The sequence below is a fragment of the Pseudoalteromonas piratica genome, from assembly GCF_000788395.1.
Lineage (GTDB): Bacteria > Pseudomonadota > Gammaproteobacteria > Enterobacterales > Alteromonadaceae > Pseudoalteromonas > Pseudoalteromonas piratica.
In genome coordinates, this window is record NZ_CP009888.1 from 350,414 (window position 1) to 364,349 (window position 13,936).

12 protein-coding genes are annotated in these 13,936 nt (G+C 39.8%); 6 read left to right on the top strand and 6 right to left on the bottom strand.

What is annotated here, in order from left to right; translation table 11 throughout:
- Positions 1-6 precede the first annotated feature (6 nt).
- Together hslU and OM33_RS01510 are read left to right on the top strand one after the other, a co-directional pair.
- On the top strand, positions 7-1,335 hold the full coding sequence (gene hslU, locus OM33_RS01505) for an HslU--HslV peptidase ATPase subunit (RefSeq protein ID WP_038637814.1): 1,329 nt from the start codon (positions 7-9) through the stop codon (positions 1,333-1,335).
- A gap of 61 nt (positions 1,336-1,396) precedes the next feature.
- Positions 1,397-1,765, top strand: a complete 369-nt coding sequence (locus tag OM33_RS01510; protein ID WP_038637817.1) for a gamma-butyrobetaine hydroxylase-like domain-containing protein — start codon at positions 1,397-1,399, stop codon at positions 1,763-1,765.
- On the opposite strand, the gene OM33_RS01515 is transcribed toward OM33_RS01510, so the two are convergent.
- The 3 genes from OM33_RS01515 to OM33_RS01525 all read right to left on the bottom strand — a co-directional run bounded on the left by OM33_RS01515 (position 1,755) and on the right by OM33_RS01525 (position 5,266).
- A complete protein-coding gene (locus OM33_RS01515) occupies positions 1,755-3,635 on the bottom strand; it encodes a methyl-accepting chemotaxis protein (protein WP_038637819.1) in 1,881 nt (626 codons plus the stop codon). The two genes, OM33_RS01510 and OM33_RS01515, sit on opposite strands and share 11 nt — an antisense overlap.
- Positions 3,636-3,707: 72 nt before the next feature.
- Positions 3,708-4,760, bottom strand: coding sequence for an MJ1255/VC2487 family glycosyltransferase (locus OM33_RS01520; RefSeq protein ID WP_038637822.1), 1,053 nt, complete (start codon positions 4,758-4,760; stop codon positions 3,708-3,710).
- On the bottom strand, positions 4,760-5,266 hold the full coding sequence (locus OM33_RS01525; RefSeq protein WP_038637826.1) for a phosphatase PAP2 family protein: 507 nt from the start codon (positions 5,264-5,266) through the stop codon (positions 4,760-4,762). The genes OM33_RS01520 and OM33_RS01525 overlap by 1 nt, the downstream gene beginning before the upstream one ends.
- A gap of 204 nt (positions 5,267-5,470) precedes the next feature.
- On the opposite strand from OM33_RS01525, the gene rraA reads away from it, so the two are divergent.
- Together rraA and OM33_RS01535 are read left to right on the top strand one after the other, a co-directional pair.
- Positions 5,471-5,968 carry a ribonuclease E activity regulator RraA gene (gene rraA, locus OM33_RS01530; RefSeq protein WP_038637828.1) on the top strand — a complete coding sequence of 166 codons (498 nt, stop codon included), beginning with the start codon at positions 5,471-5,473 and terminating at the stop codon, positions 5,966-5,968.
- The gene (locus OM33_RS01535) at positions 5,958-7,010 is read left to right on the top strand and encodes a formimidoylglutamase (RefSeq protein ID WP_038637830.1); all 1,053 of its coding nucleotides are present in this window, start codon (positions 5,958-5,960) and stop codon (positions 7,008-7,010) included. The genes rraA and OM33_RS01535 overlap by 11 nt, the downstream gene beginning before the upstream one ends.
- A 16-nt stretch (positions 7,011-7,026) precedes the next feature.
- Here OM33_RS01535 and OM33_RS01540 read toward each other — a convergent pair whose 3' ends face one another.
- Positions 7,027-8,826, bottom strand: a complete 1,800-nt coding sequence (locus tag OM33_RS01540) for an EAL domain-containing protein (protein WP_052140857.1) — start codon at positions 8,824-8,826, stop codon at positions 7,027-7,029.
- Positions 8,827-8,850: 24 nt separating this feature from the next.
- Positions 8,851-10,104: an imidazolonepropionase gene (gene hutI, locus OM33_RS01545; RefSeq protein WP_038637832.1), complete on the bottom strand. Its 1,254-nt coding sequence runs from the start codon at positions 10,102-10,104 to the stop codon at positions 8,851-8,853.
- 169 nt (positions 10,105-10,273) lie between these two features.
- Between hutI and hutC the strand changes: the two genes are divergently transcribed.
- A complete protein-coding gene (gene hutC, locus OM33_RS01550; protein WP_038637835.1) occupies positions 10,274-10,981 on the top strand; it encodes a histidine utilization repressor in 708 nt (235 codons plus the stop codon).
- Positions 10,982-10,998: 17 nt separating this feature from the next.
- On the opposite strand, the gene OM33_RS01555 is transcribed toward hutC, so the two are convergent.
- Positions 10,999-11,733, bottom strand: coding sequence for an NAD(P)H-binding protein (locus tag OM33_RS01555; protein ID WP_199922480.1), 735 nt, complete (start codon positions 11,731-11,733; stop codon positions 10,999-11,001).
- A gap of 167 nt (positions 11,734-11,900) precedes the next feature.
- On the opposite strand from OM33_RS01555, the gene OM33_RS01560 reads away from it, so the two are divergent.
- On the top strand, positions 11,901-13,934 hold the full coding sequence (locus tag OM33_RS01560; RefSeq protein ID WP_038637841.1) for a methyl-accepting chemotaxis protein: 2,034 nt from the start codon (positions 11,901-11,903) through the stop codon (positions 13,932-13,934).
- Positions 13,935-13,936: the final 2 nt, after the last annotated feature.

A 13,936-nucleotide genomic window follows, 5' to 3' on the forward strand; every position in this document is an offset into this window, starting at 1 on the left:
TTTGATATGTCTGCGATGACACCTAGAGAAATTGTACACGAATTAGACCAGCACATTATCGGTCAAAATAAAGCAAAAAAAGCAGTCGCGATTGCGCTTCGTAACCGCTGGAGACGCATGCAACTTGATGAAGCACTGCGCAGCGAAGTAACACCAAAAAACATCTTGATGATCGGTCCGACAGGTGTTGGTAAAACAGAAATCGCGCGCCGTTTAGCTAAATTAGCTAATGCACCATTTATAAAGGTTGAAGCTACAAAGTTCACCGAAGTTGGTTATGTTGGTAAAGAAGTTGAAACGATCATTCGAGATCTTGCTGATATATCAGTTAAAATGACCCGTGAACAACAAACCGAGAAGTATAAGTTCAGAGCAGAAGAAGCTGCAGAAGAGCGTATTTTAGACGCATTATTGCCACCAGCAAAAGATGCATGGGGGCAATCACAAGAGTCTGAAAATAACTCTACCCGCCAAGCATTCCGCAAAAAGCTTCGTGAAGGTCAGTTAGACGACAAGGAAATCGAAATTGACATTTCTCAAGCCCCAGTTGGTGTTGAGATTATGGCTCCTCCGGGCATGGAAGAGATGACGAATCAATTACAAAGCATGTTCCAAAACATGGGTAATGATAAAAAGTCTAAACGTAAGCTTAAAATAAAAGATGCATTTAAACTGCTTACGGAAGAGGAAGCGGCTAAATTAGTAAACCCTGAAGAGCTAAAAGAGCAGGCAATTAACGCTGTTGAACAAAACGGCATTGTGTTTATCGATGAAATTGACAAAATCTGTAAACGCGGTGAATCTTCAGGTCCAGACGTAAGTCGTGAAGGCGTTCAGCGTGACTTATTGCCGCTTGTAGAAGGCTCAACGGTAAATACGAAGCACGGTATGGTAAAAACCGATCATATTCTGTTTATTGCATCAGGTGCATTCCAAATGGCAAAACCATCAGACCTCATTCCTGAACTGCAGGGCCGTTTACCAATTCGCGTTGAGCTAGAAGCGCTTACATCATCTGATTTTGAGCGTATTTTGACAGAACCACACGCATCTCTAACGGAACAATACCAAGCTCTAATGGGCACTGAAGGTGTAAATGTTGAATTCCGTGAAGATGCAATCAATAAAATTGCTGAAGCTGCATGGCAAGTTAACGAAAAAACTGAAAACATCGGTGCACGTCGTTTACACACAGTGATGGAAAAGCTTATGGAAGAAATTTCATATGACGCTAGCGAAAAATCAGGTGAAAGCCTAATCGTTGATGCTAACTATGTTGAGCGCTTCTTAGGTGAGCTTGTTAAAGATGAAGATTTAAGTCGTTTTATCTTATAATTAGTACGCTTTTAATAAACACAAAAAGGTGCTTTAAAGCACCTTTTTATTTGGAATTGATATGCTAGTAGCCAAATTACACTATCACCGTATTAGTAAGCAATTAGATGTACATTTTGATAATCAACTTGTTACCACATTTAGTGCTGAATTTTTACGTGTTCACTCCCCTTCAGCGGAAGTTCAAGGGCATGGCAATGCCATTTTAGTGACCAATAAAAAGGAAGTCGCTATTTCAACGATAGAACAAGTTGGCCATTATGCAGCACGTATTATTTTTGATGACGGTCATAATACAGGGTTATACAGTTGGGATTATTTAGCGCATCTCGCTGAACATCAAGACAAATTATGGCAAGATTATCTCGTGACGCTTAAACAAAAAAAAGCCTCTCGCGAGGCTTTGATCCCAATTAAGCTTACACATTAAATTTTTCAATCGCTTTGTGAAGAACTTCAGCTTGGGCTGAAACCTCCTCGCTAGTTTGTGCATTGGTTTGCGCGTGAGTCGCTGCTTGTTCAGCAATATCACGAATCTTAATCACGTTTTTATTAACCTCTGAAGCAACTTGATTTTGTTCATCAATTGCAGTGGCTATTTGTGTACTCATGTCCATGATAGTTTGTACATCTTCGCTAATCGAATAAAGCAAGGTCCCTGCCTGAACCGCTTGCTCAGAGCTCGAGCTCCCTTGCGTTTTACAACGATCCATAACACTCACAACTTCCTGAGTACGTTGTTGTAACGTCGAAATTATGCTTTCAATTTCTTGCGTTGAATCTTGCGTTCGCTGGGCAAGAGAGCGTACTTCGTCAGCAACAACAGCAAAACCACGACCTTGTTCACCAGCACGTGCAGCTTCAATAGCAGCGTTAAGGGCTAGTAAGTTTGTTTGTTCTGCAATGCCTCTGATCACATCAAGTACTGAACCAATAGTAACTGCATCTTGTTCTAATTGTGTTACCACATCAGACGCATGCGTTAATGAGTGCGTCAATTCGGAAATACGTGAAACAGTAGAATCGACCTCTTGTTTACCTTGCATTGCATTTTCGTTTGTCGATTCTGCTTTTTTCGCAGCAGCTTCGGTGTTGTGAGAGATATCTTGAATCGTTGCCTGCATCTCAGTCGCGGCAGTTGCTACCATATCCGCTTCATGCAATTGTTCACGCATACCCTCACTTGTCTCTGCAGTGGTACTCGCAAGGTTTTCTGTCGCTGTATTTAAAATACCTAATGCTTGTTTCACCTCGAAAATTAGGTTTTTAAAATCACCAATAAAAGAGTCAAAATCTGTAGTCATGCGTGCAATTTCATCATCACCAACACTTTTCACACTGCGTGTTAGGTCATTAGAACTGCGAATTTCGTGTATTACTTCACATACTTTGTTAACGGGAACGATAATAGAGCGGCTAGTCATGTAAACCAAGGTCATCACTACAAATGAGGAGATAACAAAAATAACAATTGCCGCCGTTTTTGAAAAATCAGCACTGCTTTCAATAGCAGCTTTTGTCTCAGCGACTAGCCTGTCGACAATAACATCGCTTTTAGCAACACTGGCAGACATTTTACCGAGTGCCCCCGAGTTCAAATCCAACCCTAATTTCTCTTGCGCTGAAACTAACGCAGAAAACTCTCTTTGGTAAATATCGAGCAGCGACAATAGCTCTGATTGATATCCTGTATCTTCATCTGAGCTTTTAATGCTTGCTTTAAATGAATCTATGTTGTCGTTAAAACGGGTTAAATACTTTTTATCCAAACGCAGCATAAAATCTTTTTCGTTACGTCTTAATTGGAGCATATCAGCCAGCAGCTTATAATTACTGCGTTGTTTCAGTAGCGTTTCAACTTGGTGTACTGCAGCTCTTAAATTGCCATAAGCTGCATCCTTTGGGTGTAGGCCTATTTTTCTTTGTAATTCGACAACATTTGCAAAGTCAGCGTTGTATTGATCAATAATCGAATTTAATTCAGATAAGGTATTTGTATCTATATCTAATTCTTTGAGTATCGTATTCAAATTGCTCGATGTTGATTTTAGTTCTTTGAATTCATCATCAAACAAGGTTAAAGAATCTTGGTTTTTGTAGAATAAAAAGTTTTTTTCATGCTTTCGCAAAACCCCCTCATGGATGGCAAGCTCTTCTGTTAATTGCACCGCATTATTTAGTTTAAGCATCACCGATGCTTCATACAGGATGACAAATAGCAGAACCAACATAGCCAAACCAACAAAAAATGCATTTAGCTGTAGCCGCGCCTTAATTGTTAGCCTTTGTAGCAACTCCATATAAACCTCTGTTATGTATAATTTTTAGGAAGCTCAATAAAGTATAGTTGCTATAAAAAATTGTGCTAAAAGTTAGCTAGTTGAAAAATGAGGTAATTGCACATTTTTCCACAAACAGTCCGATAACGATTTTACATCGAAAGCACCACCAGCAAGCCAATCCGCTAAAGGTGTAGGATCACTCGGAAAATTAATCGCATGTTGACCTCGCTGCGATAACCAGTCATCGACTATATCTATATTTAAACAACTCATACTCGTGGCCAACCCAGCCTCAACTAGCGTAAAGGCGTTAGAGGCTTGTTCAAACTGCCCCGCCAGTGGCTTTAACAATAATTTCTTACCGTATCGCAATGCTTCACTTGAAAGCTCAAATCCCGCATTACCGATAGTGCCTGAAGATGAAACAAGGTCATTCAAAAAACCGATTCTGCACGGCGAACGCAAATGAATATGTTGATTGATAGTTTCGTTTTGTAATTGCGGGTGATAACAGTAAAACTCAAATTCAGGGAAATGCTTAAGCATTTGAATAATTTTTTGAGGATTTTCAAAAGGTAAATACACCAAAATTTTGTTTTCAATATAATTGTCTTGTTGCCAACTTTTCACCGGCTCGATAAAAGGCGGAATGATATTTTGATGATAAGGAAACCAATGCACACCTAAGTAGCAACTTGCTGGGGCAAATAACTTTAATCCCAGCCTTGTCATCATATTTGCATTTCGCGACGGCACTTTATTGGATAAAAATGATGCTTGATGGCTAATGCCAACACATGGCACCTTAGCTAACTTTGCAGCCCAAGCAGAAATTGGTTCGAAGTCATTAATCACAAGATCATAACCCGATAAATCAAGCTTTTTGACATCATGAATAAACTGTCCAATACGAATACTTTTCAGAGTTGCTAATTTATTTACACACCCATTTTCAATGGCAAACGTAAATCCTTCCCGAGTACGATAATCGTCAAAATCAGACATATCAAAGTATTTATTCGCAGGGCGCCCGCTAAAAAAGTAATCGACGTTAACATCGGTTTTTGCAAATGCTTTTGCCATTGCTCGTGCACGTGTGATGTGACCATTTCCCGTGCCCTGAATGCCATACAATATTTTCATCAGCTTGCTCCTATAATTGCCAATGTTGCGAAGCTAATTCCTAGCAAAGCCCCAACTAAAACATCACACGGGTAATGCACCCCTAACATCACCCTTGAGAGTGAAATGGCTACAGCTAACAATAATACGTAGCTGAACTCAGGAAAATACCAGCTGATGATGGAAGCAAATAGCCATGCTGCGGAACTATGCCCAGAAGGTAAACTAAAGCGGTCATTAGGAACCACAAACCCTTCAACAATGGTTTGGCTTGGTCTTTCCCTTTTCAATGTATTTTTTAGTAAGTAGTAACATGGCCGCTCTAATGCAAAGCCCAGTACTAAAGCTGACAAAGCAAGTTTGCTCACTTGTGTATCGACTAGGTAGCATACTAACCCAACTGCTAAGTAGAGAAACCCGTCACCTAATTTTGATACTGTTTTAATGGTATACAGTCTGCGTTTAGATGCTTGATGATTAAACAATTTAAAAAACGCTTTTCTGTCTAGCTGTGAGATAGTTTGCATAGCAGCCCTCTTTTAAGAGTTATTAGCTGACTGTAGATTCATCAAGTAACAAAGCCGTGACAATTTCAAGTAAATAAGATGGTATTTTAATGACCTATTTGTGACAGTCCTTCAAATAAAACCCTGATAAAACAGCTTTAGATCAATTGTATTAATCGCACTGCAGGGTATACTGAGAAAACTAATTAAGCCCTTGGAGCTAATATGGAAATCAATACATCAGACCTGTGTGATCAGTTTGCTGATAGCATCGACGTACTAGAACCTTTATTTGTTAATTTTGCCGGTGCAACTGCATTTTCAGGACAAATAACTACCATTAAGTGTTTTGAAAATAATCAACTGATCCGCGAAGCATTGTCCCAAGATGGTACAGGTAAAGTGTTACTAATCGATGGTGGTGGCTCAACTCGCCGTGCATTAATTGATATCGAACTTGCAGAACTTGCGCTTGATAACAACTGGGAAGGCTTGGTTGTTTACGGCAGTGTGCGCCATGTTAGTGATTTAGAAGAGCTGGATATTGGTATTCAGGCTGTCGCATCAATTCCTGTTGCCGCAGACAGCGAAGGTTACGGCGAGTCAGGCGTACCTGTTAACTTTGCTGGCGTTTCGTTTTTTGATGGTGATTACATTTATGCTGACAGTACTGGTATTATTCTTTCAGCAGAAGAGCTATCAATTGATCTAGATGATGAATAACCTCACAATTTATACTGAACAAAGCATTTCAAATTTATGCCAATCACGCGCTGGCGAGCAGCGCGTTTGGCAATCCATTTCGTTTATCAATCAACAGCAATCCCTTTTTGATGCACTGACTGACGCTTCAGCATATGGTATCAAGTATGTTTTATTAGGGATCCCTGAAGATATTGGCCCGCGTGCAAATTTAGGCAATGGCGGCGCTGAATTAGGTTGGCAGGCATTTCTAGCAAAGTTTTTAAACTTGCAAGCTAATCAATTTATCGCCAGTAATAAAGTGTTACTACTTGGCGAGGTAGACTGCATTGATATTATGAAACGCGGCAAAGGTTTGAGTAACCAAGATCCTGTTGAACTTGACTCTTTGCGCTCACTTTGTGGTGAAATAGATGATATCGCCAGTCCTATCTTGAAAATGATATTCGATGCTGGATTAGAACCAATCGTAATTGGTGGTGGTCACAACAACTGCTACCCAATTATCAAAGCCTTAAGCGAAAGTACAGAGCAAGCGTGTTGCGCTATCAACTTGGACCCTCATGCCGACTTCAGAGCAATCGAAGGACGCCACAGTGGTAATGGTTTTAGTTATGCTTACCAGCAAAATTACCTGCGCGATTATCATGTTATTGCAATGCATGAATTAAAAAATAATCAAGCCATTATTGATGGTATGCATGACGCTGGGTTTTCTTTTGACTCATACCAAGCAATCAAAGTACGACAAGAGATTTCTTTAAATGATGCCAATCAAGCAGCCCTAGCAAGAATGCAAAGCTATCAACTACCCATGGGTATTGAAGTTGACGTTGATAGTATTTCGTACATGCCAGTGAGTGCATTTACAAACTGCGGCCTAGCTGTATATGAAGCTGAGCAATTTGTTTATCAACTCGCACTCAGCCCTTACACGCGTTATTTACATTTATGTGAAGCCGCGCCGAGTGAGCATGCTAACGGTGTTAACCAAGGTAGCAATGAGGCGGGCCAAATTTTAGCGGCATTAGTTGCCAGCTACTTAAGCGGTCGAGAAGCTTAATTTTATAAAGAGCGCACTAATAAGGGCGCTCTTTATTCGCTAAACGTTTTTGCCACTGTTTTAACCACCCTAAAAGACCAACATTTGGCAACGGTCGAGAAAACAAATAACCTTGTGCGGCGTGGCATTTCATACTACTTATGTAAGTATACTGAGTCTCAGATTCAATACCTTCACATACCACTTTAATACCTAAGCTATTACTCATATCAATAATACCGCTGAGCAAGCTTCGCGTATTCACATTTTCGGCTAACTCTTTAACAATAGAGCCATCCACTTTTACGTAGTTCAAAGCCAAACGTGGAAGCTTTGATAGTTGAAGAGGCTCAATGCCTAAATCATCCAAACATACTGCGATATTATTTTCTTTTAAACGTCTTAGAATTGATTCACCAAAATCAGGTAAGCCCATAAAAACATTTGCGGGTGCTTCAATAATAATATCACCCTCACTTAAGCGATGTTCAACCAAAGTCGTTGCCAAATGGTCAATGAACTCATCTTGCAGCAACTCTTTACCAAACAGATTAACACTCACTGGAATATGAATATCTTCTAATTTAACGGCTAATGCGAGTTCGGCTGCTTTTTCTGAAACCCAATGAGCTATCGGTAATGTCAGCCCCGCGCCATTAATTTCATCAATAAAATGTTTCGCTTCTAAGGTACCAAACTTAGGGTGATGCCACCTTAAAAGAAGCTCTATAAACAAAATGTTATTTGTTTCAAGTTCAACAACAGGATGGAAATAAAGTTGGAAATCGCGTTCAAAATCAAGCAGAGACAAATCCGCTAGTAACTGTTTACGCTTTTCAGCTCGCTCTGAAAATTCTTTTTCAAACGTAACTTGCCAATCGATTTCACTTGTAAATTCTATCGATAAATATGCCTGCGATAATAGCTGGTGCCCTTTCAACTGTTGTTTGTCTTCCACAATTGAAGCACGCAGCGTTAACTCTGAGTCAATATTATCAACATTGGTAGGTTGATGAACTAAATCATAAATGCGTTGTATTAGACGTTGATGCAAATGTGATTCGACACTTGTATCAACTGCAAAGGCAAAATCCACCCCTCCCAAGTAACAAAGCTGAACAGATTCATTAAACATCGAAACTGAAAGCACCTCTGGCGCAATTAATTCATCATTAATCTTTTTACCAAGCTTGGCGATAAGTAAATCACCAAAGTCGTGACCAACCATGCGGTTAATATTGCTTAAGCCTTCTAGCTTTATTAAAACTAAAACGCGATTCAACGAATTTTTTTGCCAATTATCATAGCCGTTGAGAAAAACGCTTCTTTCTAATAATAATTGTTTATCATTATGCGATTCTGCACCTTTCATCTTCGCCACAAGGGCTTTTTGCAAACGCTTTTCATGTCTAATAAATGTATAAACATTAGCGCAAACATAATGAAAGACGATGGCAACAGCAAGCCATGCTGCCGCCAGTTTTTCAAAATAAAAACCAATTGAGAGTGCCACAAAAAACAGTAAACTGAGAATATTTAGCCATAAGGCCATTCGCTGGGCTTTTTTCTGTTGAGTAAAAATACATTCAGCAACAAGGATGAGTGCACAGATAATCAACGCAACAAGATTATGCGTTGACAAAAATGCCAACGTAGCAACCCCTAATAAAATATCCAAAACACGAATTACGGCATTACCAGATTGCAAAATGGCTAAAAACCAACTTACAAGCAGCATTCCGGCAACTAAGCTGGGAAATGTAAACATCACAGTTTCCGTTGCAGCAAAAAGCGAAAGTGACGTTAGTGCTAATGTGCTTGCTATTATTCTTTTCATGCGTCTCTCACCTGAAATAGCTTCCTATTTTAATTGTTGACCATCTTTCCAGAGTCCCTTCAACGGGTTAACGCCATATTGATACGATAACTGAGCTGGAGAATCAATATCCCAAAGAGCAAAATCAGCGTTTAGTCCTACCCTTATAACGCCTCTATCCGTTAAACCTAACGCCTTCGCTGCATTTACAGTCACTCCAGCAAGTGATTCTGCAGGGGTTAGTCTGAATAATGTACATGCCATATTTAACATCAGCTGCACTGAGCAAATTGGCGAAGTACCAGGATTAAAGTCAGTCGCAATTGCCATTGCTACTTTGTGTTTTCGCAGCAAGTCGATGGGTGGAAGTTGTGTTTCACGCAAGAAATAAAATGCGCCTGGTAATAGCACAGCAACAGTATTCGCTTTTGCCATTGCCACAACACCAGATTCGTCTAAAAACTCAATATGATCAGCTGATAAACCATTATATTCTGCGACTAATTCAGCACCTTTTAAGTTTGATAACTGTTCAGCATGTAATTTAACCGATAAATCATATTTTTTAGCAGCATCAAATACTCGGCGAGTTTGTTCGTTAGAGAAACCAACACCTTCACAAAATGCATCTACCGCATCAGCAAGTTTTAGTTCTGCAACTTTAGGCATCATTTCATCGCATACTAAGGCAATGTAACTATCTGCATCATCTTTATATTCTGGTGGCAGCGCATGCGCACCCAAGAAGGTTTTTTGTACATCAATTGGGTGATGCTGATTTAACTGCTCTGCCACTTCCAGCATTTTTATTTCATTTTCTAAATCGAGACCATAACCCGATTTAATTTCTACTGTGGTGACACCTTCGTTTAATAATGCATTTAAACGATCTTTGGCAGTAACAAACAACCCTTCGTGATCAGCTTCTCGAGTGGCTTTAACTGTAGAAATAATACCGCCACCTTGTGCCGCTATCTCTTGATAGCTAGCGCCATTAAGTCGCATTTCAAATTCATTTGCACGGTTTCCTGCACACACAATATGAGTATGACAATCGATTAAACTAGGAGTAATCCATTTACCCTTAGCATTAATTACAGGTGTTTGTAAGCTATCAAACTCAGGAAAGTCTGCAGCACTGCCACACCACGCAATTTTACCGTTTAAAATACCTAAGGCAGCGTTTAGAATTGTGCCATATTGACTATCTATCGCATTGTCCATGGTGGCAATATGCACATTTGTGATCACTAAATCAAAAGACTGTTTTTCTGACGCATTTACTTCATTGGCTGTCATAACTTACTCAATATAAGAATCATATTTAAAATGAAAGTCTATCAAGAACACTTGTATATACAATATAAATATGCCATCTTCATTGTATCTTTTATCAACTATAGCTTGATTACTCGCAAATGCTTAGGTAAAAGGCTTAAACAATTGACGAATCAATAACACGGTTACTATGGCACAACCTAAATTTGCGCAAATAAAACAATATATCATTAGCAAAATCAAATCGGGTGAATGGGCTGAAAATAGCCGCGTAGCTTCCGAGAATGAACTCGCTGAACAATTTAGCGTTAGCCGTATGACGGCTCGAAGAGCGCTCAGTGAGCTAACTGACGCAGGCATATTAAGCCGCACTCAAGGTCTAGGCACATTTGTCGCCAGCTTTAAATCTCAATCAAACCTGCTAGAAATTCGCAATATTGCCGACGAGATAAAAGAACGAGGTAGTGAACACCGCTGTATCCCTGAAGTGCTTGAATCAATGCCTGCAATTGCGCCAATAGCTATCGCCCTTGGTGTGGAGCAAAATAGCCAGGTATACCGTTCGGTGCTCGTTCACTTAGAAAATGGCACACCAATCCAAGTTGAAGAACGCTTCGTAAACCCAGCATTTGCGCCTGGCTACCTGCAACAAAACTTCGAGAAAACCACACCGCATGAATATTTGTGTGAGGTTGCACCACTTACCGAAGCTCGCCACACTGTTGAAGCAATTATGCCAAGTGCACAAGTAAGTCAATGGCTCTCTTTGTTCAATGAGGAGCCTTGCTTGCAAGTTATTCGCCGAACATGGTCATCGAATGGCGTTGTGAGTTTTACTCGCCTTATTTCACCTGGTAGTAAATATCGCCTTGGTGGGCACCTCACATTCAAACGCTAAGAGATGCAGTGCATTTCTTAGCAATGCTCTAACGCATCAAATAAATCTTTGTGTTTAAATTCGAAACCTAAATTACGTACTTTCTCACTTGAAATAATGCGGGGCTCGCATTCATTCTTTTCAAAGTTTACAGGCAAAACACCTAACAATTGTGTAGCTTTATCATAAAATGCTTCTTTTGTTGGGTGATGCGGCGCCACTAAATTAATAATGGGCTGCTGACAATCGCCCTCAGCAATAAACAACAATCCATTTACAGCATCATCTTGGTGCACCATATTAACGCTTGCATTGGCACTGGAACTAAGTGTTTTACCACTGAGAAAACGACCCGGGTGACGTTTAGGCCCCATCAGACCACCTAAACGAACAATGACTGTATTTAATCCACTCTCTTTAACGATCTGTTCGTTTTGTAATAATCGCAACTGCTTGTCTGTGTTTGCGTCTATTTCAAGGTTTTCGTTAAAACTAATCGGCTTATTTGGGTAGACTCCGGTTGTAGAGCAAAAAATAAAACGCTTCGCTTTTTGCGTTTTTGCTACTGACAAACTCGTTTTTAAATACTCACGATACGCATTTTGTGCTTCTGGCGTTCTACCCGGCGGAATACAAAAAAACCAAACCGCCTCGCTGAGATTGATATCACAAACTTGTTGCTCAACATTAAATTGAACCCAGTCTTTTTCATTCTTTTTTAATCGGCTTGTTTTAAGTACATGCCAACCTGAGTCTGCTAACTTATTAGCCAAAGGGTTTCCCAACCATCCTGCGCCAACTACAACGCCATTATTTGAAATATGAGTCATTACTAGATAGAGTCTAAGAACAAAATTCGATTATATAACAATAATTTTTCGCATGCTTTTCGGATTCTGTAATTTAACAATTCAACTGTTTAGTCCTCAGGAAAATAATAATGCTAAATAACTTATCCTTGAGAAAGAAAATTCTATTCTTAATTGGTGGCACCATTACCGTGTTACTTGTTCTCTCATCCATATATTTTGTAAACCACATATCAAACTTGTCTCGCACTTCCATCGAGTCTGAAGCAAAAAGTTATTTAAACACCGAAAAAATAAACATTGAGGGATTTTTTTCACAATACGGCAGAGTGGTTGAAACGTTTGTTACTAACCCTCACTTAGTGGAATGGTTTGGAAACTGGACTGAACGAGGTGCAGACCATAACAAAACACAAGGTTACCACGCCATTAATCAAGACTTTTTACGCATCAGTGGTAATGACAGCAATATTCTGTCTGCGTTCTTTGCATCTGCCAATACCGGTGCCTACTTTAAAGAAAACGAACGTACAACTCACTATAACGGAGCTGAATATTTCGCTTATAAACGTGGGTGGTGGCAGGACGCATTACAACATGATGGCTTATATGTTGGCCCGCTTGCAATTGATTTAACCACTGGCAATGTATCTGCAGTAGTGCAACAAACGGTATACGATGCAAATAGAAAATTAGTCGGCGTAGGAGGCGTTGATTTAAAGCTCAACAATATTGCGGAAATGATCGAACAAATTCAGTTTAATAATGTAGGCTATGGCTTTTTATTAGATGATCAGCAAAAAGTCGTTCATTTATCTAATCGTACTAATCATAATCTTTCAGTAATCGAAGACGAATCTAAAGGCATCAAAAAAGATGACCTTTCTGCACTTGAATCTCAAATGCCAAACACCTCGGGATTCATAGAGTTAAATCAACAAATGAAACAGCAGAAGTCTGGGCAGAGCCAAGTTACTTTAAATGGTGAGAAATACTTTGTTATTTATCAACGTCTAGAGCTCAACAAACCCAAACTTAATTGGTATTTAGGTTTATTAGTACCAGAAAGCTATATCAACACCCCAGTTAAAGAAGCAGCATGGGCAACCACTTCAAGCGTCATTATGATTTTACTGATCATCATCGCAATGATCTTTTTTGCAACCCAAATGATTGTTAAGCCTATCTCGCTTCTTACAGAAACGATGAAAGACATCGCCTCAGGCGAAGGTGATCTTACAAAACGTATTCATATCGACAGCAAAGATGAAGTTGGCCAACTTGCGCACCATGTAAATACCTTTATTGATAAACTGCGTAGTTTACTCATAAATACCAAAGAGCAATCAATTCAACTTGATGGAGCGTCAGCAGAGCTGAGCCGAGTATCTGAAGAGACTCATCAAGAAATATTGCAAGAAAAAGACGAAGTAGATAATGTCAGCACCGCAGTGACCGAAATGGCAGCCACAGTGCTTGAAATTTCGCGCAACGCACAACAGGCTAACGAGGGTACCGATGCAGTCAATGAATTAACCAGTAAGGGAGTTACCCTATCAAATACTGCAAAAAAAGAGATGCAATCACTCTCTGAACATATTCAAAATGCAGCTGAGGTCGTATCAGGATTAGAGCAAGAATCGAATAATATTGGCAGTGTAGTTGATGTAATCAATAGCATCGCTGAACAAACCAACTTGCTTGCCCTTAATGCCGCCATAGAGGCAGCCAGAGCCGGTGAACAAGGCAGAGGGTTTGCAGTAGTAGCAGATGAAGTAAGAACACTTGCTAGCCGCACGCAAGAATCAACAGATGATATAAGAAATATGATCACCCGTCTGCAGCAAATTGCCGTTCAAGCCACTCAAATGATGGATCAAGGTAAAGAGCAGGTATCCCGTTCAAGTGAACAAACAGAGCAAGTGCTACAAGCCTTTACTGACATCTCATCATCTGTCACACAGGTGCAAGACCAAAATCATCAAATTGCCACCGCAACGGAACAGCAAACGGTGGTTGCTGAGGATATTAATAACAACTTAAATTCAATCAACGCTCTTGTAAACAATACATCGGAGCATGCGAATGAATTAGCTAAGGAAGCCCAAATCCTTCGCGGTTTAGCAAGTGAACTTAATAAGACAGTAAGCGAGTTTAAACTCTAACT

What these genes read in the sequence shown, in the direction of transcription:
- hutC (WP_038637835.1), top strand. Translation starts at nt 10,274, where the DNA reads ATGGCACAACCTAAATTTGCGCAAATAAAACAATATATCATTAGCAAA.
- OM33_RS01510 (WP_038637817.1), top strand. Translation starts at nt 1,397, where the DNA reads ATGCTAGTAGCCAAATTACACTATCACCGTATTAGTAAGCAATTAGAT.
- OM33_RS01535 (WP_038637830.1), top strand. Translation starts at nt 5,958, where the DNA reads ATGATGAATAACCTCACAATTTATACTGAACAAAGCATTTCAAATTTA.
- OM33_RS01520 (WP_038637822.1), bottom strand. Translation starts at nt 4,760, where the DNA reads ATGAAAATATTGTATGGCATTCAGGGCACGGGAAATGGTCACATCACA.
- rraA (WP_038637828.1), top strand. Translation starts at nt 5,471, where the DNA reads ATGGAAATCAATACATCAGACCTGTGTGATCAGTTTGCTGATAGCATC.
- OM33_RS01560 (WP_038637841.1), top strand. Translation starts at nt 11,901, where the DNA reads ATGCTAAATAACTTATCCTTGAGAAAGAAAATTCTATTCTTAATTGGT.
- OM33_RS01540 (WP_052140857.1), bottom strand. Translation starts at nt 8,826, where the DNA reads ATGAAAAGAATAATAGCAAGCACATTAGCACTAACGTCACTTTCGCTT.
- OM33_RS01525 (WP_038637826.1), bottom strand. Translation starts at nt 5,266, where the DNA reads ATGCAAACTATCTCACAGCTAGACAGAAAAGCGTTTTTTAAATTGTTT.
- OM33_RS01515 (WP_038637819.1), bottom strand. Translation starts at nt 3,635, where the DNA reads ATGGAGTTGCTACAAAGGCTAACAATTAAGGCGCGGCTACAGCTAAAT.
- hutI (WP_038637832.1), bottom strand. Translation starts at nt 10,104, where the DNA reads ATGACAGCCAATGAAGTAAATGCGTCAGAAAAACAGTCTTTTGATTTA.
- hslU (WP_038637814.1), top strand. Translation starts at nt 7, where the DNA reads ATGTCTGCGATGACACCTAGAGAAATTGTACACGAATTAGACCAGCAC.